The 26146-nt window shown below is 71.0% G+C and carries 23 protein-coding genes and 1 pseudogene; 8 read left to right on the top strand and 16 right to left on the bottom strand.

What is annotated here, in order from left to right; translation table 11 throughout:
* Nucleotides 1-2 precede the first annotated feature (2 nt).
* The 3 genes from EV684_RS21030 to EV684_RS21020 form a co-directional block, all read right to left on the bottom strand.
* Nucleotides 3-833, bottom strand: coding sequence for a LytR/AlgR family response regulator transcription factor (locus EV684_RS21030; protein ID WP_132649310.1), 831 nt, complete (start codon nt 831-833; stop codon nt 3-5).
* Between the two features lie 19 nt (nt 834-852).
* Entirely contained in the window at nt 853-2295 is a 1443-nt protein-coding gene (locus EV684_RS21025) for a sensor histidine kinase (RefSeq protein WP_132649309.1), read from the bottom strand.
* Between the two features lie 280 nt (nt 2296-2575).
* Nucleotides 2576-3466 carry a LysR family transcriptional regulator gene (locus EV684_RS21020; protein ID WP_132649308.1) on the bottom strand — a complete coding sequence of 297 codons (891 nt, stop codon included), beginning with the start codon at nt 3464-3466 and terminating at the stop codon, nt 2576-2578.
* A 98-nt stretch (nt 3467-3564) separates the two neighbouring features.
* Between EV684_RS21020 and EV684_RS21015 the strand changes: the two genes are divergently transcribed.
* Nucleotides 3565-4065 carry an Rrf2 family transcriptional regulator gene (locus tag EV684_RS21015; RefSeq protein ID WP_132649307.1) on the top strand — a complete coding sequence of 167 codons (501 nt, stop codon included), beginning with the start codon at nt 3565-3567 and terminating at the stop codon, nt 4063-4065.
* 40 nt (nt 4066-4105) lie between these two features.
* Here the strand turns inward: EV684_RS21015 and EV684_RS21010 are convergent, their stop codons facing one another.
* The 8 genes from EV684_RS21010 to EV684_RS20975 form a co-directional block, all read right to left on the bottom strand.
* Nucleotides 4106-6052 (bottom strand): TRAP transporter large permease, encoded by a 1947-nt coding sequence (locus tag EV684_RS21010; protein ID WP_132649306.1) that lies wholly within the window; start codon nt 6050-6052, stop codon nt 4106-4108.
* Nucleotides 6053-6667: a TRAP transporter small permease subunit gene (locus EV684_RS21005; RefSeq protein ID WP_132649305.1), complete on the bottom strand. Its 615-nt coding sequence runs from the start codon at nt 6665-6667 to the stop codon at nt 6053-6055. It lies immediately after the preceding gene.
* A gap of 92 nt (nt 6668-6759) precedes the next feature.
* Nucleotides 6760-7878 carry a TRAP transporter substrate-binding protein gene (locus EV684_RS21000; protein WP_132649304.1) on the bottom strand — a complete coding sequence of 373 codons (1119 nt, stop codon included), beginning with the start codon at nt 7876-7878 and terminating at the stop codon, nt 6760-6762.
* 166 nt (nt 7879-8044) lie between these two features.
* Complete coding sequence (locus EV684_RS20995; protein WP_132649303.1) at nt 8045-8614, bottom strand: YceI family protein; 570 nt, start codon at nt 8612-8614, stop codon at nt 8045-8047.
* Between the two features lie 35 nt (nt 8615-8649).
* Nucleotides 8650-9240: a YceI family protein gene (locus tag EV684_RS20990; protein WP_132649302.1), complete on the bottom strand. Its 591-nt coding sequence runs from the start codon at nt 9238-9240 to the stop codon at nt 8650-8652.
* 26 nt (nt 9241-9266) lie between these two features.
* Nucleotides 9267-9803 (bottom strand): cytochrome b, encoded by a 537-nt coding sequence (locus EV684_RS20985; protein ID WP_132649301.1) that lies wholly within the window; start codon nt 9801-9803, stop codon nt 9267-9269.
* Nucleotides 9804-9908: 105 nt separating this feature from the next.
* A complete protein-coding gene (locus EV684_RS20980) occupies nt 9909-10763 on the bottom strand; it encodes an NUDIX hydrolase (RefSeq protein ID WP_132649300.1) in 855 nt (284 codons plus the stop codon).
* Nucleotides 10764-10773: 10 nt separating this feature from the next.
* The gene (locus EV684_RS20975) at nt 10774-14352 is read right to left on the bottom strand and encodes an indolepyruvate ferredoxin oxidoreductase family protein (protein WP_132649299.1); all 3579 of its coding nucleotides are present in this window, start codon (nt 14350-14352) and stop codon (nt 10774-10776) included.
* 142 nt (nt 14353-14494) lie between these two features.
* On the opposite strand from EV684_RS20975, the gene EV684_RS20970 reads away from it, so the two are divergent.
* From EV684_RS20970 to EV684_RS20955, 4 genes are all read left to right on the top strand, one after another.
* The gene (locus EV684_RS20970) at nt 14495-15037 is read left to right on the top strand and encodes an Lrp/AsnC family transcriptional regulator (protein WP_200222452.1); all 543 of its coding nucleotides are present in this window, start codon (nt 14495-14497) and stop codon (nt 15035-15037) included.
* Nucleotides 15038-15079: 42 nt separating this feature from the next.
* The gene (locus EV684_RS20965; RefSeq protein WP_132649298.1) at nt 15080-16201 is read left to right on the top strand and encodes a GGDEF domain-containing protein; all 1122 of its coding nucleotides are present in this window, start codon (nt 15080-15082) and stop codon (nt 16199-16201) included.
* A 71-nt stretch (nt 16202-16272) separates the two neighbouring features.
* Complete coding sequence (locus EV684_RS20960) at nt 16273-17364, top strand: GGDEF domain-containing protein (protein ID WP_132649297.1); 1092 nt, start codon at nt 16273-16275, stop codon at nt 17362-17364.
* 26 nt (nt 17365-17390) lie between these two features.
* The gene (locus EV684_RS20955; RefSeq protein ID WP_200222453.1) at nt 17391-18269 is read left to right on the top strand and encodes an EamA family transporter; all 879 of its coding nucleotides are present in this window, start codon (nt 17391-17393) and stop codon (nt 18267-18269) included.
* Between the two features lie 31 nt (nt 18270-18300).
* Here EV684_RS20955 and mltA read toward each other — a convergent pair whose 3' ends face one another.
* Entirely contained in the window at nt 18301-19467 is a 1167-nt protein-coding gene (gene mltA / locus EV684_RS20950; RefSeq protein WP_132649295.1) for a murein transglycosylase A, read from the bottom strand.
* 191 nt (nt 19468-19658) lie between these two features.
* On the opposite strand from mltA, the gene EV684_RS20945 reads away from it, so the two are divergent.
* Together EV684_RS20945 and EV684_RS20940 are read left to right on the top strand one after the other, a co-directional pair.
* Entirely contained in the window at nt 19659-20903 is a 1245-nt protein-coding gene (locus tag EV684_RS20945) for a cation:proton antiporter (protein WP_132649294.1), read from the top strand.
* A complete protein-coding gene (locus EV684_RS20940) occupies nt 20900-22021 on the top strand; it encodes a YbdK family carboxylate-amine ligase (protein ID WP_132649293.1) in 1122 nt (373 codons plus the stop codon). The genes EV684_RS20945 and EV684_RS20940 overlap by 4 nt, the downstream gene beginning before the upstream one ends.
* A 74-nt stretch (nt 22022-22095) precedes the next feature.
* Here EV684_RS20940 and EV684_RS20935 read toward each other — a convergent pair whose 3' ends face one another.
* Together EV684_RS20935 and apaG are read right to left on the bottom strand one after the other, a co-directional pair.
* Nucleotides 22096-24069, bottom strand: a complete 1974-nt coding sequence (locus EV684_RS20935; RefSeq protein ID WP_132649292.1) for a site-specific recombinase — start codon at nt 24067-24069, stop codon at nt 22096-22098.
* Between the two features lie 16 nt (nt 24070-24085).
* Entirely contained in the window at nt 24086-24460 is a 375-nt protein-coding gene (gene apaG, locus EV684_RS20930) for a Co2+/Mg2+ efflux protein ApaG (protein ID WP_132649291.1), read from the bottom strand.
* Between the two features lie 34 nt (nt 24461-24494).
* Between apaG and rpe the strand changes: the two genes are divergently transcribed.
* Nucleotides 24495-25157 (top strand): ribulose-phosphate 3-epimerase, encoded by a 663-nt coding sequence (gene rpe / locus EV684_RS20925; protein ID WP_132649290.1) that lies wholly within the window; start codon nt 24495-24497, stop codon nt 25155-25157.
* 29 nt (nt 25158-25186) lie between these two features.
* Here rpe and EV684_RS20920 read toward each other — a convergent pair whose 3' ends face one another.
* The gene (locus tag EV684_RS20920) at nt 25187-25579 is read right to left on the bottom strand and encodes a hypothetical protein (RefSeq protein ID WP_132649289.1); all 393 of its coding nucleotides are present in this window, start codon (nt 25577-25579) and stop codon (nt 25187-25189) included.
* Nucleotides 25576-26010, bottom strand: a pseudogene (locus EV684_RS20915) (T6SS effector amidase Tae4 family protein); the annotation flags it as partial. The gene EV684_RS20920 and the pseudogene EV684_RS20915, both read right to left, overlap by 4 nt.
* Nucleotides 26011-26146: the final 136 nt, after the last annotated feature.

The following is a 26146-nucleotide window of genomic DNA, read 5'->3' as shown; positions in this document are numbered from 1 at the left end:
GCTCACATGCCCTTGAACAGGCCGTTGTAGCTGCGGCTGACTTCCAGCTTCTGCGGGTGGCCGCGCACGCTGACGATCTGGCGGCCGCGGAAGTCGCGTGTGACGCCCGAGATCGCGTTGACGGCCACCAGCGTACTGCGGTGGATCTGCCAGAAGCGCTGCGGGTCGAGCTCGTCGACCAGCTCCTTGATCGGCTTCCTGATCAGCGCCTCGACCTGCGCCGTCTGCACGCGTGTGTACTTCTCGTCGCTGACGAAGAACAGCACCTCCTGCACCGGGATCATCTGGATCGCGTTGCCGACGCCGGCCTGGATCCATTCGAGGTAACGCGGCGCGGACGCCGGGTTCAGCTGCGCCGCCAGCCGGTGCAGCAGCTGCTGCATGTTCGTCGCCGCCGGCGCGTCCTCGCCTTCGCCGCGGCGGGCCGCCAGGCGCTTGCGCAGCCGCTCGACGGTGAGCTGCAGGCGTTCGCGTTCGGCGGGTTTGAGCACGTAGTCGGCCACACCCTGCTCGAAGGCCTCGACCGCGTACTGGTCGTAGGCGGTGATGAAGACGATCTCGGGCAGCGGTTCGTCCTCGTCGCCGTCGTCGCGCGGCGGCAGCTGGGCGATCTGGCGCGCCGCGTCGACGCCGGTCAGCCCCGGCATGCGGATGTCGAGGAAGACGATGTCCGGGCGCTGCTGGGCGACGAGCTCGACGGCCTCCAGGCCGTTGCGTGCCTCTGCGACGATCTCCAGCTCGGGCCAGACCTCGGCCAGGCGGGCGCGGAGCTGGTCGCGCATCAGACGCTCGTCGTCGGCGAGCACGGCGCGCACGGGGGCGTTGTCGTTCATCGGATGGTCCTGACGGGGTTCAGGCCGTGGCGGCGGCGGCCGTCGCCGCGCCTTCGACCGGGCGGTACGGTACCGTGATCGTGACGACCGTGCCGCTGGGCTGGTTCTCGGTGATCGCCAGTGTGGCCTTCAGGCCGTAGAGCATCTGCAGGCGCTCGCGCACGTTGGCCAGGCCGACGCCGGTGCCGGCCGTGGCGGCCTTGCCGAAGCCCAGGCCGGTGTCGGCCACCGTCACCTGCAGCTTGCCGTGCACGACCTGCGCACGAACGGTCAGCGAGCCGCCTTCGGGCTTGGGTTCCAGGCCGTGCTTGATCGCGTTCTCGACCAGGGTCTGGATCATCATCGGCGGGAACTCGGCCGACAGCAGGCCTTCGGGCACGTCGAGCACGGTGGCCAGGCGTTCCTCCATGCGCACCTTCAGGATCTCCAGGTAGGGGCGGATGACGGCGATCTCGCGGCCGAGCTCGCGCACGCCGCCGTCGCTGGTCTCGCGCATCGTCGGCATGCTGGCGCGCAGCAGTGCGATCAGGTTCTTCTGCATCTGGCTGGCGCGCTGCGGGTCGGTCTCGATCAGGTGGTCGATCGAGGCCAGCGTGTTGAACAGGAAGTGCGGCTCGACCTGGGCCTGCATCGCCGCCATGCGCGCCTCGACGACCTGGCGGCGCAGCGCCTCGGCCTCGGCGGTCTCGGTGGCCTGCGCGGCCTTGGCCTCGGCCTGGATGCGGCCCTTGTAGGTCGCCTTGATCAGCGCCGAGCCCAGGATCCACAGCAGCGCCAGGTTGCTGAGGAAGTCGCCCCAGTGGATGCGGCGCACGCGGCGGCCGCCGCTGTCGATGACGATCTCCTCCTCGTCGGCGGCCGCCTCGCGGGCGGCTTCGGCGGCATCCCGGGCCGCGTCGGCGGCGTCGCGCGCGGCCTGCTTCTGGTCCTCGATGGCCTCGCGGATCGCGTCGCGGGCTTCCTGGATCGCTTCGCGGATGGCCTCGCGGTCGACGTTGGCCGGCACGTTGATCGTGATGCCGTCGTCGGCCGTCGAGGCAGCCTGCTGGGCGATCTCGGCGGCCGACGCGGCGGCGGAGGCCGCCTGGGCGGCCGGCTCGGCGTCCGGGGGCGTGATGCGGATGCCGTGTTCGTTGATGCGGATGTCCAGCGAACCGCTGGAGGCGCCGGAGGCCGGCTTCGGCGGCTGGGGCGCGACGACCACCGGTGGCGCCGGCGGCTGCACCGGCTTGCGCACGGTGCGCACCGGGGGGTCGCTCTCGATCGTCTCGGTGACCGTCCAGCGGAAGGGCGGCATCTCCTCAAGGATCGACGCCGCGATCAGCAGCAGCAGCGACAGGACGATGAAGCGCTTCCAGCTGATGCCCACCAGCCAGTTGGCGTAGACGTGGAAGGCGCGGATGACGCGGTCCCGCATCAGGGGCCAGTCGAAGTCATTGGGATTGCGGGAGGCGGGGCTCATGGTGTTCGGGGCGCGCCGTGGGCGATGAAAGCACTGTACGCAGGCACCGTCGTGGTGCCAGCGCCGGGCGACGTGCTGCGACTGCGCGCGACAGGATGCGGCGATGTCCGACAAGACGAAGGGGAACTTTTACCCCTTGCCGGCCTTCTGTAGCGGTGATGCTCGCTCTCAACCGCTTCCGCCGACGATGACGCCCACCCGCCACTACCCCCGCTCCACGCCGCCATCGGGCCGCGTGTCGGCGCGTGTGTGCGATGTGAGCGCACGCTCGCCGCGATCGTCATCCGGTGAACAGGTCGCGTCGCGCGGCCTGCGTGATCGCGACGACGCAGGGGTGCGTGAGACGGCGTTCGACCGAGATCGCGAAGAAATCCTGTATCAGTTCGTCACTGCGGCCGACCACGCGCACGCCGTCCTGGGCCACCAGTTCGGCCTCCAGCGCGGTGGGCCAGAGGAAGACGCCGCGGCCGGCGCGGCCGAAGGCGCGGGTCAGCGCGCCGTCGTCGAACTCACCGACGATGCGCGGTGCCACGCCGTGCCGCGTCAGCCAGGCTTCGAGCTGCGGCCGCAGCGGCGAGGCGGCGCCGGGCACCAGCATGGCCACGCCGTCCAGGCAGCGCGGGAACTCGCCGTCCAGCGCGAGGCCCGGCGCGGCGACGAAGCTCGTCGGGCTGCCGCCCAGCGGGTGGTTGAAGGCCTTGACGCTGACGCGGCGCGACAGCGGCTCGTCGGCGATCACCAGGTCCAGCCGGTGCAGCGCCAGCTGCGCCAGCAGGTCGGTGAACTTGCCCTCGTGGCAGACCATGCGCGCGCGGTCCGGCAGGGCCAGCGCCGGCTCCAGCAGCCGGTAGGCCACCGACTTGGGCACCGAGTCGGCCACGCCCACGCGCAGCTCCAGCACCCGCTCACCGCCGCTGGGCTGGCGCAGCGCTGCCTCCAGCGCGTTGCCCAGCGCAAAGATCTCGTCGGCGTAGCCCAGCGCGACACGCCCGTCTTCGGTCAGTTCCAGCTTGCGCCCGCTTTTGCGGAACAAACGGCGTCCCAGACGGTCTTCCAGGAGCTTGATCTGCGCCGACAGCGTCTGCGGTGTCGTGTGCAGCTGCTCGCCGGCCTTCACGACGCCGCCCGCGCGGGCGGCGACCCAGAAGTAGTGCAGGTGCTTGAAGTTCATGCTTCGAGTTTTGCGAACCTTGCTTCTTCAAATATCGCATTTACGCGAAGTGAATGCGACCTTAGATTCTCCGTCGGACTCAAGAAAGGAAACCTGCCATGCGCATGAGCACCCGGACCCGATTCGCGGTCAACGCCCTCGTCGATCTCGGCCTGCGCCAGCAGGCCGGCCCCGTGGCCCTGGCTGCCATCTGCGGCCGCCTGCAGGTGTCGCTGTCGTACATGGAGCAGGTCTTCGCCCGTCTGCGCCGCCAGGGGCTCGTCGAGAGCACGCGCGGCCCCGGCGGCGGTTACACGCTGGGCCGTCGCGCCGATGCGATCACGATCGCCGACGTGGTGGCTGCGGTCGAGGACCGGCCGGCGCCTGCCGCCGAGGTCACGCCCGGCCAGGCGCTGTGGGCCGAACTCGACGCGGTGATGATGCAGCACATGTCCGGCATCACGCTGGAGTCGCTGCTCGAGGAGCAACGCGCCAAGGGCGTGGACATCGAGGTCACGCCGCGGCGCCGCGCGCTGGCGATGCCGCGTCCGGCGCCGCGTGCGGTGGCCACACGGGCGCCGAACTCGGTGTTCGCCTTCGCACGTTCGCTGGCCGACTGAAGCCTTCAAGCGCGGCGGGGTTCGCCCCGCCGCGCTTGTCTCAGCGGTACAGCAGCTGCGGCAGCCACAGCCCGATCGCCGGGAAGGCGTAGAGCAGCGCGATGGCGATGATCTGGATCCCCATGAACGGCAGCATGCCGGCGAAGATCTGGTTCAGCGTCACGTGCGGCGGGCTGACCCCCTTCAGATAGAAGGCGGCCATCGCCACCGGCGGCGACAGGAATGCGGTCTGCAGGTTCAGCGCCACCAGCAGGCCGAAGAACAGCGGGTCGACGCCGAAGTTGTCCAGCAGCGGCACGAAGATGGGCATGAAGATCACGATGATCTCGGTCCATTCGAGCGGCCAGCCCAGGATGAAGATGATCACCTGCGACAGCAGCAGGAACTCGGTCTTCGTCAGGTTCATCGACAGCACCCACTGCTCGACCAGTTCCTGGCCGCCCAGCAGCGCGAAGGCCGACGAGAAGATCGCCGAGCCGACGAACAGCCAGCACACCATCGCGCTGGTCTTGGCGGTCAGGAACACGCTCTCCTTGACGACGCCGAAGGTCAGCTGGCGGTAGGCCGCGGCGAGCACGAAGCCGCCCAGCGCGCCGACGGCCGCAGCCTCGGTGGGGGTGGCCAGGCCGAAGACGATCGAGCCCAGCACCGACATGATCAGTGCCATCAGCGGGAAGAACGAGCTCAGCAGCATCTTGAAGATCTCGAGACGCTGGAAGCTGAGCAGCGCGTAGAAGGCCAGCAGCGCCACCGCGCCGGTGCCGACGCCGATCCAGTAGCCGCGCGGGGCCGGTCGAGCGGCCGCGGCGGGTGCGCCGTCCGCGGCGCCTGCAGGCTGGGCGACGCTGCCCCCGGCCGGGGCTGCGGCTTCGGCGCCGGGCGGTTCTTCGACGGCCCCGGACGACGGCGGTTCGGCCAGCTCACCCGACCCCGGCGGCTCGGCCAGTCCCTCGGTGGGTGGCTCGGCGAGGCCGCCCTCGTCGCGTGCGGCGGTTTCCTCGCCGATCTCGGCGAGCCCGCCCGAGGCCACCGTCTCCGGCGCCGGCACCGGCGCGGTGACCAGCCGGTGTGCTCCGGTCGCCACCGCGGCGAACAGCAGCGCCGGCATCAGCACGATCGCCAGCTGGCGCAGCAGGTGGCCGGTGGGCACGTCGGCGTTGCGGCGGCCTTTCAGCGCGGCCAGCAGCACCGGCAGCGCGCGCTGCGCCCCTTCGGCGAAACGCGCGGTGGCCAGCGGCAGCGGCACGACGCGCAGCTCGGGCGCCAGCGGCGGCGCCCAGCCCGGCTTGACGATCGCGAGGCCGATGACGAAGACGATGTACAACCCGGCGAGCATCAGCCCGGGGAAGAAGGCGCCCGCGTAGAGCTGCACCACCGACACCCCGGCCGTCGCACCGTAGACGATCAGCATCACCGACGGCGGGATCAGGATGCCCAGGCAGCCGCCGGCGGTGATCGCGCCGGCCGACAGCCGGATGTCGTAGCCGCTCTTGAGCATCTGCGGCAGCGCCAGCAGCCCCATCAGCGTGACGACCGCGCCGACGATGCCGGTGGCCGTGGCGAAGATCGCGCAGGTGAACAGCGTCGCCACCGCCAGCGAGCCCGGCACACGCGCCATCGCCAGATGCAGGCTCTTGAACAGCTTCTCGATCAGGTTGGCGCGTTCGACCAGGTAGCCCATGAAGACGAACAGCGGGATCGAGATCAGCACGTCGTTGCTCATCACCTTGAACGCCGACTGCACCATCAGGTCCAGCGTCTTGCCGGTGTCGCGCTCGTAGGCGATCCAGGTGAAGATCATGCCCATGCCCATCAGCGTGAACGCCGTGGGAAAGCCGAGCATGATCGCGACGACGATCAGCCCCAGCATCAGCAGGCCGAGGTGGCCGCTGGTGATGGTCTCGGCGCGGCCCAGCACGACGGCGACGCCGGCCAGGATCAGCGCCATCAGCGTGAAGCCGAACCACAGTTCCTTGCGCAGCTTCACTCAGTGCTCCTTCGCCTGCACGTAGCGGTCCAGCGCGGCGATGTCCTCGTCCTTCACGTGCACCATCGCCTTCAGCTTGTCGACGTCGACCTCCTCGACGTCCTCGCCGCGCGAGGGCCAGCGGCCGTCGCGCAGGCAGAGCACGCAGCGCACGATCTCCACCGCCCCCTGCAGCAGCAGCAGCGCGCCGGCCAGCGGGATGACGAACTTGAACGGGTACAGCGGCAGCGGCGTCGCCGAGAAGGTCTTCTCGCGGATCGCCCAGGACTCCATCGCGTAGGTCCAGCCGGCCCAGGTCAGCGCGACGATGCCGGGCAGGAAGAACAGCAGGTACAGCACCAGGTCCACCGCGGCCTGTGTGCGCGGGCTGAAGAAGCCGTAGAGAACGTCGCCGCGCACGTGGTTGTTCTTGGCCAGCGTGTAGGCGCCGGCCATCATGAACAGCGCGCCGTAGAGCATGATCTGGCCGTTGAGCGCCCAGTCGTGCGGCTCGTTGAGCACGTAGCGCGAGAACACCTCGGCGCTGATGCCGAAGGTCAGCAGCACGATGGTCCAGGCGAACAGCTGTCCCATCCAGGTGGACAGCCGGTCCACCGCGAGCAGCAAGGATTGCATCGACTCCCTCGGGAGGGGCGGTCACGAGGACCGGAGGACCGAAGAAAAGGCCACCGGGGCCGCCGGTGGCCTGGCTCGGCAGGCGCGTCGCGTCAGCCGCGCGCGAAGTAGTGGTTCCAGGCCATCTTCATGTCGACGCCGTAGTCCTTCTGCCAGGCGCCGGCGCGCTGGGCAAACGTGCGCTGGCTCTCGATGACACGCTTGAAGAACGGGTTCTCGCCCGACTTCTTCTCGACCACCTTGTCGTAGGCGGCGAGCTGGGCACGCAGGATCGCGTCGGGCGTCTTGTAGAACTTGACGCCGTCCTTGGTCTTCAGCTCGATGTAGTCGCGCGAGTTGCGGTCGATCGCCTTCCAGCTCATGTCCGAGCTGGACGCCTCGACGGCGTGTTCGATGATCTTCTTCATGTCCGCCGGCAGGCCGTTGTACTTGGCGCCGTTGAACAGGATCTCGAACTGCTCGCTGCTCTGGTGGAAGCTCTGCAGCATGCAGACCTTGCTGACGTCGGGGAAGCCGAGCACGCGGTCTGAGCTGGCGTTGTTGAACTCGGCGCCGTCGATCAGGCCGCGGTCCAGCGCCGGCACGATCTCGCCGCCGGGCAGCGGGTTCACCGCCGCGCCCATCTCGGTGAAGACGTCGACCGCGATGCCGACGGTGCGGAACTTGACGCCCTTCAGGTCCTCGACACGCGCGATCGGCTTCTTGAACCAGCCCAGCGGCTGCGTCGGCATCGGCCCGTACAGGAACGAGCGAACGTCCATGTTCAGGCTCTTGTAGATCTCGGCCAGCAGCGCGTCGCCGCCGCCGTACTTGTGCCAGGCCAGCAGCATGTTGGCGTCCATGCCGAAGGACGGGCCCGAGCCCCACAACGCGAGCGCGGTGTTCTTGCCGTAGTGGTAGGCCATGACGCCGTGGCCGCCGTCGAGCGTGCCCTTGGCGACGGCCTCGAGCAGCTGGAAGGCCGGCACGACGGCGCCGGCGGGCAGCACCTCGATCTTCAGCCGGCCGCCGGCCATGTCGTTGACCTTGCGGGCGAAGTCCTGGGCGTACTCGTGAAAGATGTCCTTGGCCGGCCAGGTGCTCTGGAAGCGCAGCGTGACGGTCTGCGCGGTGGCGACCATCGGCGCGGCCAGCGCACCGGCGCCGGCGGCGCCGGCGGCGGCCTTCTTCAGGAAACGGCGGCGGGGCGCCGGCGGGGGGGCGTCGTGCATGGGGTGTCTCCTAGGGGTTGCTCATCTGTCGCGAGCGGCCGGACGACTATTGAGTCCCCCTTGGTCCCGGGCAACCCGGTGTAACCCCCTGTTCCCCGTGCCCGCGCGTGTAGCGAAACGGAACAGGGCCGCACACGGCGGCCCTGTCGGCACGCAGGCGAGGGTCTTACTGGCGCACGCCCTCGACCTGGATCTGCAGCCTGATGTCGTCGGCGAAGCCGTACTGCAGGCCGTAGTTCACGCCCCACAGGCTGCGCTTGATCGTCGCCTCGAAGTCGCCGCCGCAGACCTCGCGCTTGAGCATCGGGTTCTGGTAGCAGTTGAAGTTCGTCGCCTTCAGCGTCACCGGGTGGGTCTTGCCCAGCAGCGTCAGCGCGCCGGAGACCTCGGTGACCTTGTCGCCGCTGAACGTCAGCTTGTCGGCGACGAAGCGCCCGGTGGGGTGCTTCTCGGTGTCGAAGAAGTCCGCGCCCTTCAGGTGCTTGTCCATCGCGGCGACGCCGGTGCCGACGTTGGCGACGTCGATCGTGATGTCGATCCGGCCGGTCTTGGCTGCGCGGTCGATCTGCACCGTGCCTTCCTTGACCGGGAAGCGGCCGCGGTTGGTGCTGGTGCCGAAGTGGGCGATCTCGTAGAAGGCGGCGGCGTGCGTCGGGTCGACCTTGTAGGTCACGGGTTCGGCCTGGGCGGCGAAGGCGGCGGCGGCGAGCAGCGCGGCGGTGGCGAAGGTCTTCATCGGGACTCCTGTTGCGGGGGTGGTGTGAACGGGGCTCACAGCGGCGCCAGGCCGGTGAGCGCGAGCTTGAAGCGGATCTGCACCTCGTCGGCGAGCATCGAGGTGTCGGCCCATTCGCCGTCGCCGACCTTGAAGGCCAGGCGCTTGATCTTCAGCGTGCCGGTGGCGGTGCTGGTGCCGCCGGCCTGGGTGACTTGCACCGGCACGACCACGTCCTGCGACGCGCCCTTGATCGTCAGCTTGCCGGCGACCTGGAAACGCCCGCCGCCGGCGGCGCTGATGCGCGTCGACTGGAACATGGCCTGCGGGAACTTGGCCGTCGACAGCCACACCGGCTTGCCGATCTCGCCGTCGAGCTCGGGCGTGCCGAAACGGGCGCTGCCGGTGTCGATCGTCAGCACGACCTTGCCGGTCTCGGGCTTCTTCGGGTCGAGTGCGACCTGGGCCGAGAACTTGCCGAACTTGCCTTCGACCGGCACGCCCATCGGCGTCGTCGTGAAGGTGATCTCGCTGGCCGCGGGCACCAGCGTCGCGGGCGTCTGGGCCTTCACGGCCCAGGGCGTGGCCAGCAGCGCGGCGGCCAGCGCCAGCGGCGCGGCGGCACGGGAGAGCAGGGGGGTGGACATGGTCGGGTCTTTCTCCGGGTGAAGGGTCAGCGGCGGCCGAGGCGCATGCGGTCGATCAGGCCGTCGCGGTCGATGAACTGGTGCTTGATCGCTGCGGCGACGTGCAGCACGACGACGGTGGCCAGCGTGTAGGCCAGCAGGCCGTGCAACGGCTTGATCGTCTCGGCGAAGGCGCGGTCGGCGGCGACGAAGTCGGGCAGCGGCAGCACGCCGAAGAGCACGATCGGGAAGCCGGCCGCCGAGCTGTAGGCCCAGCCCGAGAGCGGCACGGCGAAGAACAGCGCGTACAGCGCCCAGTGCGCTGCGTGCGCCGCACGCTGCTGCCAGGCCGGGCCCGGCAGGTCGGCCGGCGGGCGGTGCGACATCCGCCACAGCAGGCGTGCCGCCGAGGCCGCGAGGATCAGCACGCCGGCCCACTTGTGCCAGTTGTAGAGCTTCAGCCGCGTCGGCGACAGCGGCAGGTCGGCCATGTAGAAGCCGACGCAGAAGGCGCCGACGATGGCCAGCGCCAGCAGCCAGTGGAAGGCGACGGCGACGGCGTCGTAGCGGGCGGGGTGTGTCATGACCGGCAGTATTCCGGCCGGCCCCCGCACGACGGTTCAACGGATTTGATCGCCCCGGTGAGCGCAGGTGAAAGCGCCTGAACGCCGCGGGCCCTGAGCCGGTGCCTAGCCGGACCGTCCCACGACCAGCGGCGCCAGGAGCGCCAGCGTCGCGTCGTCGTCGACGAGGGCGTGGCGCACGGCGAAGTCCAGCGTCACCAGCGCCGCGTCCACCGTCATCGCCGCAGTGGCGGCCAGCGCCAGGGCCGCCTCCACGTCCAGCAGCCGGAAGGCGTGCACCTCGCCGTCCTGGTTGCGCGGCACGACGCCGGCCGGCAGCTCGAGGTCCCAGCCGTGGATCAGCTCGTGCTGCAGGCCTTCGGGGATGTCGCGCGCGGTGCGCAGCACGCGCCCGGGGCGGCGCGGGGCCATCAGTTCGGGATCGAGCCCGGCTTCCTCCCAGGCTTCGCGCACCAGCGTCTCTTCGGGTGTCTGGCCGATCGGCACGCCGCCGCCGATCAGGTTGTCGTGCAGCCCGGGGTCGGTGGACTTGGTGAACGAACGCTGGGCGATCCACAGCGCCGCCGGCCGACCGTCGGGCCCGGCGACCCAGCCGGTGGCGTGCGCGCCCAGCGTCAGCGTGCCCCAGTAGCGTGCTGCGGCGCGTTCGAAGTGCGCCAGCACCGTCAGCGTCGCCGGGTCGTAGAGCGGGAAGGGCTCGTCGCGCCAGCCGCGCAGCCGGCCGGCGTCGCGCAAGGCGCCGTTGAGGCGCGCCAGCGCAGCGTCGCGTTCGTCGGGTGCGACGGCGAGCACGACGCCGTCGTCGTGCACCTGCAGTTCGTCGAAGGCCCGCAGCGCGTCGAGTTCACCCGCCGCGACCGCGCCGACGACGAGGTCACCGACGATGAAGGGCACGCGTCGCAGGTCGGCGCGCATCGCGGTGCCGAGCGCGTACCAGGCGGGTGGGGCGGGCGGCTTCATGCGCCCCAGTCTATCGGGCGCTGGCGGTCTGCGGCGCGGCAGGCGCGGGGGTGTTGGCACGCCAGCGTGCCAGCAGCGACTCCCAGCGCGGGCGCACTGCGGCGAGGTGGCGTTCCTTGACGTGGCCGTAGCCGCGGATGTCCTCGGGCAGGCGTGCGATCTCCAGCGCCAGCGGCAGCCGCGCCGCGTCCAGCCCCGCGAGGATCTCCTCGATCGCGGCGCGGTAGTCGGCGATCAGCCGGCGTTCGACGACGCGCTCGGGGTTGCGGCCGAAGGGGTCGAAGGCCGTGCCGCGCAGGCGCTTGAAGCGCGCCAGCAGCGGGAAGACGTGGTGCAGCCAGGGGCCGTAGCGGCGCTTGACGAGCTCGCCGCGCTCGTTGCGCGACGCGAACATCGGCGGCGCCAGGTGGTGCACGAGCTTGAAGTCGCCTTCGAACATCGTGTCCAGCCTGGCGTGGAACGCCGGGTCGCTGTGCAGCCGTGCGACCTCGTACTCGTCCTTGTAGGCCATCAGCTTGAAGAGGTAGCGCGCGACGGCTTCGGCGAGCTTCGTCGTGCCCAGCGGCCGTTCGGCCTCGCGCACCTGCTCGACGAAGCCGCGGTAGCGGGCGGCATAGGCCGCGTCCTGGTAGCCGACGAGGAAGTCGGCGCGGCGAGCGACGATCTCGTCCAGCGACGGCCGGCGCACGATGTCGATGACCTGGCGCGCGGCGGTCAGCGACTGCACCGCGGCCAGGTCGTGGGCGCAGCGCCGGCCCCATTCGAAGGCCGCCTGGTTCTTCTGCACCTGCACGCCGTTGAGCTCGATCGCGCGCATCAGCGCCGCACGCGACAGCGGGATGCGGCCCATCTGCCAGGCGTAGCCCAGCAGCAGCGGGTTGGTGTAGATCGTCTCGCCGAGCAGGCGCTCGGCTGCCTGTTCGGCGTCGAAGGCGCCCAGCGCCGCGTCGCCGACGCTGGCGCGCAGCGCCGCCTCGCAGGCGCCGGCGGGCGACTGCCAGTCGGGGTTGCCCATCAGCGCCGCGGTCGGCGTCCCGTGCGTGTTCAGCACGACGGCGCTACGGCCCGGCGCCAGCGTCGCCAGCGTGGCCTTGGACGCGGCGACGATCGCGTCGCAGGCGATCAGCAGGTCGGCCTTGGCGGTGTCGACCTTGCTGGTGCGCAGCATCTCCGGGTGCTCGGCGATCTGCACGTGGCTCCAGGCGGCGCCGCCCTTTTGCGCCAGGCCGCCGGCGTCCTGCGTGATGACGGCCTTGCCTTCCAGGTGCGCGGCCATGCCCAGCAGTTGGCCGAGGGTGATGACGCCGGTGCCGCCGATGCCGGCGACGAGGATGCCCCAGGCCTGCTCGGCCACCGGCAGCGCCGGCTCGGGCACCGCGGGCAGCGCGTCCAGCGCCGGCCGCGCCTTGGGCGCCGGTTTGCGCAGCGTGCCGCCCTGCACCGTGACGAAGCTCGGGCAGAAGCCCTTCACGCAGGAGAAGTCCTTGTTGCAGCTGTTCTGGTTGATGCGGCGCTTGCGGCCGAACTCGGTCTCCAGCGGCTCGACCGACAGGCAGTTGCTCTGCACGCTGCAGTCGCCGCAGCCTTCGCAGACGAGTTCGTTGATGACGACGCGCGAGTCGGCCTCGGCCATCGTGCCGCGCTTGCGGCGGCGGCGTTTCTCGGTGGCGCAGGTCTGGTCGTAGACGATGACGCTGGTGCCGCGGATCGTGCGGAACTCGTTCTGCAGCCGGTCGAACTCGTCGCGGTGGTGCACCGTGACGCCGGGCTCGAGCATCACGCCGCTGTACTTGCCCGGCTCGTCGGTGACGACGACGAGCCTGGCCACGCCTTCGCTGACCAGGCTCTTGACGATCTGCGGCACCGAGTGGCCTTCGGGGCGCTCGCCGACACGCTGGCCGCCGGTCATCGCGACGGCGTCGTTGTAGAGCAGCTTGTAGGTGATGTTGACGCCGGCGGCGATGCTCTGGCGCACCGCCAGGATGCCGCTGTGGAAGTAGGTGCCGTCGCCGAGGTTGGCGAAGACGTGGCCGTCCTTGGAGAACGGCGCCTGGCCGACCCAGGCGACGCCTTCGCCGCCCATCTGCGAGAAGGTCGTCGTCGCGCGGTCCATCCAGGTCGCCATGTAGTGGCAGCCGATGCCGGCCAGCGCGCGGCTGCCTTCGGGCACGCGGGTGCTGGTGTTGTGCGGGCAGCCGCTGCAGAACCAGGGCGGGCGCGCGCCGGTGTCGGGGCCGGCGGCGGCGAGTTCACGCTCGCGCCGGTCGACCACGGCCAGCCAGGCGTCCATGCGTGCGGCCACCTCCGCCGGCACGCCGAGTTTCTTCAGCCGCCGGGCGATGGCGCGCGCGATGATCGCCGGCGTCAGGTCGGCCTTGGCGCGCAGCAGCCAGTTCTCGCTCGGGTTGGGGCGGCTCCATTCGCCGCCGCTGTCCTCGCCCTCGGGCTCGTCGAACTTGCCCAGCACGTTGGGGCGCACGTCGGGGCGCCAGTTGTAGAGCTCTTCCTTCAGCTGGTACTCGATGATCTGGCGCTTCTCCTCGACGACGAGGATCTCGTCCAGCCCTTCGGCGAAGGCGCGGGTCGCGGTCGCCTCCAGCGGCCAGACCACGGCCACCTTGTGCAGCCGGATGCCGAGCGCGCGGCAGGCGGCGTCGTCCAGGCCCAGGTCGGCCAGCGCCTGGCGCGTGTCGTTCCAGGACTTGCCGCTGGCGATGATGCCGAAGCGGTCGTGCGCGCCGCGCACGACGTCGTGGTTGAGCCGGTTGGCGCGCACGTAGGCCAGCGCGGCGTACCACTTGTGGTCCATCAGCCGCGCTTCCTGCTCCAGCGGCGTGTCGGGCCAGCGGATGTGCAGGCCGCCGGGCGGCATCGCGAAGTCCTCGGGCAGCACGATCTGCACGCGGCCCGGGTCGATGTCGACGGTGGTGCTGCTCTCGACGATGTCCTGGATCGTCTTCATCGCCGTCCACAGGCCGCTGAAGCGGCTCATCGCGATCGCGTGCAGCCCCAGGTCCAGGATCTCCTGCACGCTGGCCGGGAAGAACACCGGCAGCCCGCAGGCCTTGAAGATGTGGTCGCTCTGGTGTGCCGCGGTCGAGCTCTTGGCGACGTGGTCGTCGCCGGCGATCGCGACGACGCCGCCGTGGCGCGCGGTGCCGGCCATGTTGGCGTGCTTGAAGACGTCCGAGCAGCGGTCCACGCCCGGGCCCTTGCCGTACCAGAGGCCGAAGACGCCGTCGAACTTCTTCGCCTCGGGGAACAGGTCCAGCTGCTGCGTGCCCCAGACCGCGGTGGCGCCCAGTTCCTCGTTGACGCCGGGCTGGAAGACGATGTTCTGCGCCTCCAGATGTTTCTTGGCCGCCCACAGCGCCTGGTCGTAGCCGCCCAGCGGGCTGCCGCGGTAGCCGCTGATGAAGCCGGCGGTGTTCAGGCCGGCGAGCTCGTCGCGGCGGCGCTGCAGCATCGGCAGCCGCACCAGCGCCTGCACGCCGCTCATGAAGGCGCGGCCGGACTCCAGGGCGTACTTGTCGTCGAGCGACACGCGGGCCAGCGCCTCGCGGACCGCATCGCTCATGGGTGCGTTCATCTCGTCTCCTGCTGGCCTCTGGCGGACCGATGGTTGCGGACCAGTGTAGGCAGCAGGGTTGGCCCTGTCTTTCCGGGTCTTGCCGTGTCGGCGACGATTTGGGCAATGCCGTTTCGGCAGGCCGCAACCCGGAGAAAGAAACGTGCTCAAAACGACGGTTTCAGGGAAAACCACGACTTCCGAGGGCGAGGCTGCCGACGGCTCGCGCCAGGGTCTGGACCGCCACGACGTCGCGATCCTGGCGGCGCTGCAGCACGACGCGCGGCTGTCCAACGCCGAACTCGCGACACGCATCGGCCTGTCGCCGGCGCCGACCTGGCGGCGCGTGCGCCGGCTCGAGCAGCAGGGCTACATCACCGGCTACCGCGCCGAGATCGACCGCCGCCGTGTCGGCCTCGGCGTGCTGGCCTTCGTGCGCATCGACGCCGAGCGCAACAACGCCGAGGCGACGCAGGCGCTGGAGCTGGCGCTGGCCGCGCTGCCCGAGGTCGTGGCCTGCCACTACATCAGCGGCGCCGGCACCTTCGAGCTGCACGTCGTCGCCACCGACCTCGACGCCTTCTCGCGCTGGACCATGCAGACGCTGTTCAAGCTGCCCAACGTGAAGGACCTGCACACCAGCTTCTCGCTCGGCGAAGTCAAGGCAGGCGCCGTGCTGCCGCTCACGCATTTGATCAAAACGTGATGACCTTGCTCAAGTGATCCGCGGATTTGCCGATTCCGAGGCATGCTGACCTCGGCCTCCGTCCCCCTCGGCGATCTCCTTCTCGGGCGTGACCCGCAGCGGCGTCTGCAGACGCTGCTGACCCTGGTCGGCTGGGCGACCTGCATCGTGATGTCGCTGGCGCACCACGCGGCGGCGACGCTGGGCCTGGCCGACGAGGCGCACACCATGCGGCTGGCGGTCTTCAGTCTTATCGGGGCGACGCTCTTCTACCTGTTGATGCGCAGCGGCGTCGGCCCGCGGCTGGCCTCCGACGCCGTGCTGTCGATGCTGCAGGGCGCCTGGGCCGTCGCGGCGATCAGCTGGGCCTACGCCGTCTCGGGGCCGGCGCGGGGCGCGGCGGTGCTGCTGCTCGTGCTGATGCCCTTGTTCGGCATGTTCACGCTGACCCCTCGCCAGACGCGGCTGATGACCGCCTGCTCGTTCCTGTCGATCGCGCTGGTGATGGCCTGGAAGGCGTCCGCGGAGCCCGATCGCTACGACCCGCGTGTCGAGCTGATGCACCTGCTGTTCGCCGCCATCGTGCTGGCGGTCTCGTCGGTGCTGGCGACGCTGATCGGCCGGCTCAAGCGCCGCTCGCAGCAGGAGCGCGCCGAGCTCGCCGCCGCGCTCGAGCGCATCCAGCGGCTGGCCACGCAGGACGATCTGACCGGCCTGACCAACCGCCGCGCCGCCGGCGAGCGGCTGCGGCGCGCCGCACGTGAACCGGGTGCGCCGCTGTGCGTCGCGATGATCGACCTCGACCGCTTCAAGCAGGTCAACGACAGCCGCGGCCACGCGGCGGGCGACGAGGTGCTGCGCCACTTCGCGCAGCTGGCGCGGCAGACGGTGCGCGCCGAGGACATGCTCGCACGCTGGGGCGGCGAGGAGTTCCTGCTGCTGATGCCGGCCACCACGCCGGAGCAGGCGCTGGCGGTGCTGGCGCGGCTTCGCGAGCGCCTGCGCGCGGCGCCGCTGACCGTCGTCGGCCCCGACTACACGGTGAGCTTTTCCGCCGGCGTGGCCTCGTGCGGCGGGGCGGGCGAGGCTGACCTCGACGCCGCGATCGCCCGTGCCGACGAGGCGATGTACCGCGCCAAACGCGAGGGCCGCGACCGCGCGCTGCTGCAGCCGGTGCCGGCCTAGACGTCAATTCGCCGACTCGCGAGTGCGATACCCTCGGGGGCTGGCTCTCTGACGCGAGGACCCCGAGGCCGATGCGCCTGCTCGACGCCCTGCTGACACCCGACCCGGTCCGCCGGGCGCGGCTGCTGCAGTCGCTGCTGGCGATGTCCACGATGTGCGCCGGCATCGCCGCGATGCACTACTTCGTCTGGATCGGCGTCGCCCCGGCGACCGGCGTCGCGGTCTGGACGGCGGTCGCCTTCGCCGGCATGGCCGCGCTGTACACGGCGATCCGCAGCGGCTGGACCGAGCGCCTGGCCGATCCCTCGCTGTCGGTGCTGCAGATGGACTTCGCGATCGCCTGCAGCGCCGCGGCCTACGCGCTGCTGGGGCCCGGCCGCGGCGGCGTCTTCCCCGTCGTGATGGTCATCCTGATGTACGGCATGTTCAGGTCGACGATGCGCCAGATGGCCGGGGTCTGCGTCTTCGGCGTCGGCGTGCTCGGCGCGACCATGGGCACGATGGCGCTGCTGGATCCGGCGCGTTACCCGCCGGCCATCGAGCTGGGCCACTTCCTGATGGTGGCGACGATGATGCCGGCGGCGTCCATCCTCGCCGCGCGGCTGTCGCGCCTGCGGCTGATCTCGCGCGAGCAGAAGGAGGAACTGAGCGCCGCGCTGGAACGCATCCGCCAGCTCGCCACGCGCGACGAACTCACCGGGCTGATCAACCGCCGCCACATGGTCGAGCTGATGGAGCAGGAGCACCAGCGCTGCATCCGGTCGGGCCACACCTTCTGCATCGCGATGCTGCAGATCGACGACTTCGCCGCCGAGGCGCGTGCGCTGGGCGAGGGCGGCGAGACGCGGCTGCTGCGCGGCATCGCCCAGGAGGCGGCAAACCGCGTGCGGGTCGCCGACGTGCTGGCCTGCTGGGACGAGACCCGCTTCATGCTGCTGATGTCGGACACGCGGGCATCCCTGGCGCGCGCCGGGCTGGACCGGCTGCGCGAGGCGGTGGCCGGCGCGCGCGCGCTGCCCGAGGCGCCGGCACTGCGCTTCAGCCTCTCCGCCGGGCTCGTCGAACACCATGCGGGAGAAACCGTCGAGCAGACCGTCGCACGCGCCGAGCAGGCGCTGCAGGACGCGCTGCGCCAGGGCGAGAGCCGGGTGGTCGTCGCGTGACGGCCGCAGCGGGGCACGGCGGCGGCCTGCCCGGCCGCCATCTGCTGCTGGCACTGGCTGTCGTCGCGGTCTGGGGCACCAACTTCGTCGTCATCAAGCTGGCGCTGGCGACGCTGCCGCCGCTGCTGTTCGCGGTGCTGCGCTTCGCCTTCGTGCTGCTGCCGGCGGCCTTCTTCATCCGCCGCCCGCCGGTGCCCTGGCGCCACCTGGCGGCCTACGGCGTGCTGATCGGCGCCGGCCAGTTCGGCCTGCTCTACGTCGCGATGCGCGGCCACATCGCGCCCGGGCTGGCCTCGCTCGTCATCCAGACCCAGGTGTTCTTCACCATCGGGCTGGCGATCGTGCTCGCCGGCGAGCGTGTGCGCCTGTTCCAGTGGGGCGCGCTGGCGCTGGCGGTGGCCGGCATCGGCGTCATCGCCTGGCACACCGACGCGCAGACGACGCCGTTCGGGCTGGCGCTGGTGCTCTGCGCCGCGGCCTCGTGGGCCGGCGGCAACCTCGTCGCACGCCACAGCGGCAAGGTCGACATGCTGGGCTACGTCGTCTGGTCCAGCCTGTTCGCGCTGCCGCCGCTGGCGGCGCTGTCGCTGCTGCTCGAGGGGCCGGAGCTGATCCTGGTGTCGCTGGCGCGTGCCGACGCCGGCGCCTGGGCGGCGGTGGCTTGGCAGTCGGTGGGCAACTCGCTGTTCGGTTACGCCGCCTGGGGCTGGCTGCTGGCGCGCCACCCGGCGGCCACCGTGGTGCCGATGGCGCTGCTGGTGCCGGTGTTCGGCATGGGCGCTTCGGCGCTGATGCTGGCCGAGCCGCTGCCGGGCTGGAAGCTGGGTGCCGCCGTGCTGGTGATGTCCGGCCTGGCGCTGAACCTGTTCTGGCCGCGGCTGCGCGAACGCCTGGCGCGCGGCTGAACTGCTGCGGCCGCACGCCCCGGGGCAGCGCCTATTGAGGCCGCGCTCCGCGCGGCCACAGCGCCCACAGCCGCAGCGGCTGCTTCATGCGCCCGGCCTGGGCTTCGGCGTCGGCGCCCCAGCCCCAGAAGTAGTCGGCGCGCACCGCGCCGACGATCGCGCTGCCGGTGTCCTGGGCGACGACGAGGCGGCGCAGCGGCGTCGCCGACAGCGGCTCGGTGGTGTCCAGCCAGACCGGCGTGCCGTAGGGGATGCTGCCGGCGTCCACCGCGATCGAACGTCCCGGCACCAGCGGCACGCCCTGCGCGCCACGCGGGCCGATGTTCGGGTCGGGCAGCGGCTCCTCGCGGAAGAAGACGACCCGAGGGTTAGCCCAAAGCATCTCCTGAACACGCTGTGGGTTGCGCCGCGCCCAGGCCCGGATCGCCGGCCAGGAGGCGGTGTCCAGCGTCAGCTCGCCGCGCTCGATCAGCCAGCGGCCGACCGACTTGTAGGGCTGCTCGTTGTGGCCGGCGAAGGCCAGGCGTACCAGGCGCCGGCTGCCGTCGGGCTCGGTCAGTGCCAGCCGGCCCGAGCCCTGCACCTGCAGCAGCAGCGCGTCCAGCGGGTCGGCGACCCAGGCGATCTCGCGCCCGCGCAGCGCGGCCCGGGCCGGCGCCAGCGTGTCCAGCTGCTGGCGCGTCCAGCCGGGGCTGGGCATCACGCCTGGCGCCGGCAGGCCGTACAAGGGCACGCGGAACGCGCCGCGCGGCTGGCGCTGGGCCTCGACCAGCGGTTCGAAGTAGCCGGTGGCCAGCCCTTCGACCTGGCCGTCGGGCGCCTCGACACGCCAGGGCTGCATCCAGCGTGCGAGCCACTCGCGTGCCGCGCGGTCGTCGGCCGGGGGTTCCAGCATCGCGCGCGCGCAGACCTCGGCCCAGCCCGGCGCCGGCCGGCCGCAACTGGCACGCAGCGCCGGCCAGACCTCGGCGACGCGGTCGTCGGTCCAGCCGGGCAGTTCGCTCCAGTCGGCCGGGATCCAGCGTGAGCGGGCGCGATCGACGGCGTCGGCAGCCGGCGCAGGCGCGACGGCAGGATGGGCCTCTTCGACGGGAGCCGGCTGCTCCGGCGGCAGCGGTACGGTGGTGCAGGCGGCGAGCGCGACGGCCGCGGCCCCGGCCGCGACCCGGTGGCGCCGCGGCGCGAGAATCCAGGGCATGGTGCTGATTGTGCTGGAGGCGCTGGCGGCACTCGTGCTGCTGGTCTTGATCGTCTGGTGGACGATGTTCGCCGGGCGGCGCCGGGGCGAGCGCCGACCCGACGACGAGGCCTGATCCGACGGCGGCCGGGGGCGCGCGCACGGAACTCCGCCGCGGCCCCAAGGTCTCTCCTGCTGACAAGGAGAGAGGGATGCTCGAAGACATTGCAGGCTACCTGCAGATCGAGTCGTGGCCGCTGGTCCCGCAGATGCCGTTCTGGGGCGCGCTGGCGCTCGTCGCCGGCGCGCTGCTGGGCGAGGGCGTGCGACGTGCGTTCGGCGTGCCACGCATCATCGGCTACAGCGCGGTCGGCCTGGCCATCGGCCTGGGCGGCTGGGGCGGCGGCGTGCTGCAGGGGCCGGCGCGGCTGATCGTCGACCTGGCGCTGGCGCTGCTGCTGTTCGAACTCGGCAGCCGCGTGCGCCTGCGCTGGCTGCAGGCCAACCCGGCGCTGCTGGCCACCAGCGCGCTCGAGGCCTTCGCCAGCCTGGCGGCGATCTATCTGGCGCTGCGCGCCTTCGGCCAGCCGGCCAACGTGGCGCTGGCCTGCGCGACGCTGGGCACCTGTGCCTCGGGCGCGGTGATCGCGCGGGTGGCCAGCGAGCTGAAGTCCGCCGGCCAGGTGACCGAACGCATGATCGTGCTGACGGCGCTGAACACGCTGCTGGCGGTGCTGGCGCACAAGCTCGTGATCGGCTGGCTGCATCTGGACGTCGGCGGCGACTGGGTGCGTGCGGTGTCGCAGCCGCTGTGGGCCTTCGGCGGCTCGGTGCTGCTGGCGGCGCTGCTGTCGCGGCTGGTGGCCTGGGTCGCGCGCCGGCTCGACCTGCGCGACGAGAACGCGGCGCTGCTGCTGCTCGGCATGATCGTGCTGGCACTGACCATCGCCCAGCTGCTGAACCTGTCGACGCTGCTGGTGCCGCTGCTGGCCGGCGTGCTGCTGCGCAACTCGACCGAACGCCCCTGGGTCTGGCCGCGCCATTTCGGCACCGCCGGGGGGGTGCTGGTGCTGATGCTCTTCGTCGTCGTCGGCAGCGTCGTCACGCTGGACGCGGTGCTGGTGGGCGGCGGCCTGGCGATCGTGCTGCTGCTCGCACGCGGCATCGCCAAGACCGCGTCGGTGTTCGCGTTCGCGCGCTGGAGCGGCATCGGCTGGCGCCAGGCGGCCGGGCTGTCGCTGGCGCTGACGCCGCTGTCTGGCACGGTGCTGGTGCTGCTGACCGACCTGCAGCTCACGCACCCGGGCTTCGCGCCGGCCGTGGTGCCCATCGTGCTGTCGGCCATCGCCTTCATGGAGCTGCTGGGGCCGCTGGCGGTGCAGTGGGGCCTGCGCCTGGCCGGTGAACACCGGCCTGAACCGACCTGGCGTTCGCCCGAGGCAGAGGTGGCGGCATGAGCCTCGAGAAGTTCTCCGATTCGCGCCCGCTGACGCTGGGGGTCGAGCTCGAGCTGCAGATCGTCTCGACGCACGACTACGACCTGACGCCGGCGGCCGCCGACCTGCTGCGTGTGCTGGGCAAGCGCAAGCTGCCCGGCAGCATCGTGCCCGAGATCACCGACAGCATGATCGAGCTGTCCACCGGCATCTGCGAGGACCACGCCGACGCGCTGGCGCAGCTCACCGAGATCCGCGACGCGCTCGTGTACTCGGCCGACAAGCTGGGTGTCGCGCTGTCCGGCGGCGGCACGCACCCGTTCCAGGACTGGAGCCAGCGGCGCATCTTCGACAAGCCGCGCTTCAAGCAGATCAGCGAGCTCTACGGCTACCTGTCCAAGCAGTTCACGATCTTCGGCCAGCACGTGCACGTGGGCTGCCAGACGGCCGACGAGGCGCTGGTGCTGCTGCACGGGCTGGGGCGCTACATCCCGCACCTGATCGCGCTGTCGGCCTCCTCGCCCTTCGTGCAGGGCACCGACACCGCGTTCCACTCGGCACGGCTGAACTCGGTGTTCGCGTTCCCGCTGTCGGGCCGTGCGCCCTTCGTGCTGACCTGGGAGGACTTCGGCGTCTTCTTCGCCAAGATGACGCGCACCGGCGTCGTCAAGAGCATGAAGGACTTCTACTGGGACATCCGGCCCAAGCCCGAGTTCGGCACGATCGAGGTGCGTGTGCTGGACACGCCGCTGACGATCGAGAAGGCCGCGGCGATGGCCGGGCTGATCCAGTGCCTGGCACGCTGGCTGCGCATCGAGCGCCCGTTCCAGCCGGCCGAGGACGACTACCTGCCCTACACCTTCAACCGCTTCCAGGCCTGCCGCTTCGGGCTGGACGCGCTGTACGTCGACCCCGGCAGCGGCGAGCACCGCCCGCTGCGCGAGGATCTGCAGGCGTTGCTGGTGCGGCTGGAGCCGCACGCCACCGACCTGCGCGCCGAAGGCGCGCTGCAGTACCTGCGCCGCGAACTGGTCGGCCACGGCAACGACGCCTGCTGGATCCGCGCCACGCAGGCGCGCGAGCACCTGCTCAACGAGGTGGTGCGGCGGCAGACGCTGCGCTGGGCGGGCAGGGGCTGATCAGCCCTCGCGCGTGCAATCGCGCTCGGGCCTTCGGCAGGCGCAGAACGCCTTCCGGCGTCCTGCGTCCAGGCTCAGCCCTTCGGCGGCCGCACGAAGGACAGTGGATCACGCCGCAGGCGGCGCCAGATCGCCGCGGTGATGCGCTGGCGCTCGCGCACCTGGATGCCGCGCGAGCGCAGCGCCACCTTGAACGCGAGCCAGAAGCTCACCGTCAGGTTCAGCACGCCGGTCAGCAGGATGCCGGCGGCGCACCACCAGAACGCCGGCGCGCGCAGCACGTCCAGCCCCAGCGCGCCGGCGGCCGCGGCCAACTGGCCGGTGGACAGCGTCACGTGGCGCACCTCCAGCGGCAGCGCGAAGAACGAGGCCAGCGCCGGCACCAGCCCGAGCATCATGCCCAGCGAGACGTTGGCGACCAGCCCCGAGATGTTGGCGCGCCACCAGGCGGCCCAGCGCTGCGCGCGCGGCGCGCCCAGCCGGGCGACGAAACGGGGGTTCCAGGCGATCGCGCTGTCCAGCCGGTGGTAGACGAACCAGTTCTCGGCCCAGCCGGCGATCAGCGAGCTGGCGAACAGCAGCACGCCGGTGAACGCGGCGTAGAACAGCGTCGGGCCGAGCAGCGTCAGCGAGTGCAGCACGTACTCGCCCTGGCGCTCGCCGACCAGCGGCACGCCGAAGATGCCTTCCCAGGCGAGCTGGATCGTCAGCGCGATCGGCGCGCAGACCGCGAGGTTGCCGATGATGCCCGCCGCCTGCGAGCGGATCAGCTGCGCGACGCGGTCGACGAAGGCCTCGATCTCGGCGTCGCCGGTGCCGGCGGCCAGCGATTCGGCCATCGCCGGGGCCGTCATCGCCGGCTGCTTGGTCGCCACCGTCCAGTGCAGCAGCATGATGACGACGAAGCTGGCGGCGTAGTTCACGCCCGACCAGAAGCCCGACCAGAAGGCCGCCAGGCCGAGCGCGGCGATGGCGAACTTCAGGTAGGTGGTGCCGGCGATGACCGCGCCGCCGCCGGCGGCCATGCGCAGCATCTCGCGCCATTCGCCGCGGTCGCGCGTGATGTAGTGCGAGCCGGTCTCGGCGCTGCGTTCGGCCACCTGGCGCGCGAGCAGCGAGTAGTGGCGCGCCAGCAGCCGGCGCAGGCCGCGGTCGTCTTCGGCCACGCGCAGCAGTTCCAGCACCAGCGCCCGCAGTGCCGGCATCGGCTGCGGCGCGAGCACGCAGTCCAGCAGCATCTCGATGCGCTGCGTGCGCCGGGCCATCTGGTCGAGTTCGTAGACGATGTCCACCGAGACGCCGTACTCCTCCAGGTGCCCGGTGACGCTGGCCGCGGCCCGGCGGCAGGCGTCGAGCAGGCCACGCAGCAGGTTGGCCTCGCGCAGTGCGTCGGCGTGGCGGCCCTCGACGACGGCTTCGCGAACCGCGTCGGCCGCGCGCGTGAGCTGGCGGAAGGGCTCTCCGGCCAGCGCCTGGCTGTCCATGCGCCGGCGCAGCGGCGAGAGGTAGCCGCTGGAATGCACCGCGCTGACGAGGATCGTGATCGCGTCGAGCATCGCCGTGCGCCAGCCGCTGGCGCCGTCGGGGTCGACGAGGGTGGCGATGCGTTCCAGCGTCGCGTCGTCCAGGCGCTCGATCCAGCGTGCGTCGGCGGGGCGGAACAGCAGCTGGAAGAGTTCGGCCAGGTCGGGTGTGTCCGGCGTCTGCGGCAGCCACTGCACGCGCAGCCGGCGGCCGACCTCGCCGAACAGGGAATGGCGCGCGCCGAAACCGAATTCGGCGAACAGCGCCGCCTTGTCGACCTCGCGCCAGAAGCCGGCCAGCATGCCTTGCAGCCGGGCGCGGAACTCGGGCTGGCCGTCGGCGGCCTTGAGCAGCAGCCCCAGGCGCGCCAGCGGCGGGCCGACCGGGGCGTCGGCGCGGCGCGAGGCCGGTGCGTGGCGCAGCCATTCGATCAGGCGCACCAGCCAGAGGTGGCGGGCGGCGGGGGCGGCCGCGGGGTCGGCGGCTTTGACGAGGGCGCTGAGGTCCCAGGTCGGCTGCGTCATCGGCGCGGGCGGCCGCTCAGTGCAGCTGGCTCGGCGAGACGAGCGCGAACTCGGCCACCGGCGCGTCGAACGCGTGCGCGTCCTCGGTCATGCAGAAGAAGGTGCCGCTCATGCGGCCGATGGGCGTGGCGATCATCGTCCAGCTGGTGTATTCGAAGCTCTGGCCCGGGGCGATCAGCGGCTGGTGGCCGACGACGGCCAGGCCGCGCACCTCTTCCACCTGGCCCTGGGCGTCGGTGACGACCCAGTGGCGCGCGACGAGCTGGGCCGCGATGTCGCCGGTGTTGCGGATGGTCACCGTGTACGCGAAGGCGAAGGGGCCGTCCGGCGGTTCCGAACGGTCCTCCAGGTACTGCACGCGCACGCTGCAATCGAACCGGGGCTGGGCCATCGGGGCATTGTAGGCAGGCCCCTAGAATTTCCGGATGACCACGTACCGCATCGCTCCTTCGCTCTTGTCGGCCGATTTCGCCCGCCTGGGCGAGGAAGTCCGCAACGTCGTCGCCGCCGGCGCCGACTGGATCCACTTCGACGTGATGGACAACCATTACGTCCCGAACCTGACCTTCGGCCCGATGGTCTGCCAGGCGCTGAGGAAGCACACCGAAGCGCCGATCGACGTGCACCTGATGGTGCAGCCGGTGGACGCGCTGGCCACGGCCTTCGCCAAGGCCGGCGCCGACCTGGTGAGCTTCCACCCCGACGCCAGCACGCACGTCGACCGCACGCTGCAGCTGATCAAGGCCGAAGGCTGCCAGGCGGGCCTGGTCTTCAACCCCGCCGAGCCGCTGGACGTGCTGGAGTGGGTGATCGACAAGGTCGACCTGGTGCTGATCATGAGCGTCAACCCGGGCTTCGGCGGGCAGAGCTTCATCGACGGTGCGCTGCGCAAGATCGAGAAGGCGCGCCAGATCATCGACGCCTCGGGCCGCGACATCCGGCTGGAAGTCGACGGCGGCATCAAGGTCGACAACATCCGGCGTGTGGCGGATGCGGGGGCCGACACCTTCGTGGCCGGCAGCGCGATCTTCAGCCAGCCGGACTACGCGGCGGTCATCGCGGCGATGCGGGCGGAGCTGGCGCGCTGACGCATTGAGTCGCTGAACGTCGCGCGCGCTCACGGCGGGCAAAGCTTCATCGTCCGGTACGAGTCCGGGTGTTCGACCCCGGGCAGGTCTTCGGTCGGTATGCGTCGCAAGGCAGGCCAGTCGGCCTCGGCGATCAGCGCGACGCCGGCTTGGCAGCGAGCCTCCACTGCCCGCGGCCGCTGTTCACACCGTGCTGCGCCCAGCGCGCAGCGTTCCCACGCCTTGATGGGCGGAGCGCCGGGGGTGGCCGGCGTGATCGCGCGGGTGGCGATGGCCATCGCCGAAAAGTCCGCCTCGGGTGCGATGGGCAGGCGCGCTCGCTCTGAGAGGTTCGCGCTGCGCCAATGCAGTGCGTAGGCGGATACGAGCGCCAGCACGCAGAGAAGAGCCGCCACGGCGAGTTTGCCGGCGAGGGCCTTCACTTGATCTCCCAGAACAGGATTTGGCGGCTTGCGGCAAGGTCGCTGAAATTGAGACCATCCAGCGGCCAGGGAAGCCAGCGCAGTTGTTGAACTCCCATTCTGCGTACACGGTTGACCACGCTGTAAGTGAGCCCGCTGCCGTCCCACAGATCGATGTGGTCACCTGTCGGAGTCGCGGTTTCCCCTTGGCGCGCCCAATAGTCTTCGAAGTAGACGATGCCGGTGCGATCCTTGATTCTCTCCTGCCAGTCGCTGCCCGTGATCACGGCTGCCTTGGCTGGCAGGCCGCAGAACGGCTGTAGTTTTAGCCATCCCGCCAACTCCGACGCGCGAATCGCTGTCTTCTTGCCATTCAGGTGAATGGCGGCGCCCTTGAAGGACTTCATCTCGATGCCAGCGCCATGAAGGGCGACGCTGATCTTGATCGCGCATTGGTTTTCGAAGCCCGCTGGGGGTTTTCCTGTCTTCGGGTCTCCTGATTAGCAACGTGCCTCAGCAGTCTCACGCAGTGAGCCAGTGAACTTCTACGCTGGCAGCACCGCTCACGAGGAGACGCTGATGGCGATG

This window comes from Rubrivivax gelatinosus, from assembly GCF_004340905.1.
Lineage (GTDB): Bacteria > Pseudomonadota > Gammaproteobacteria > Burkholderiales > Burkholderiaceae_C > Rubrivivax > Rubrivivax gelatinosus.
The sequence above is the reverse complement of the archived record's forward strand: the minus strand, read 5'-3'. Positions and strand labels throughout refer to the sequence as shown.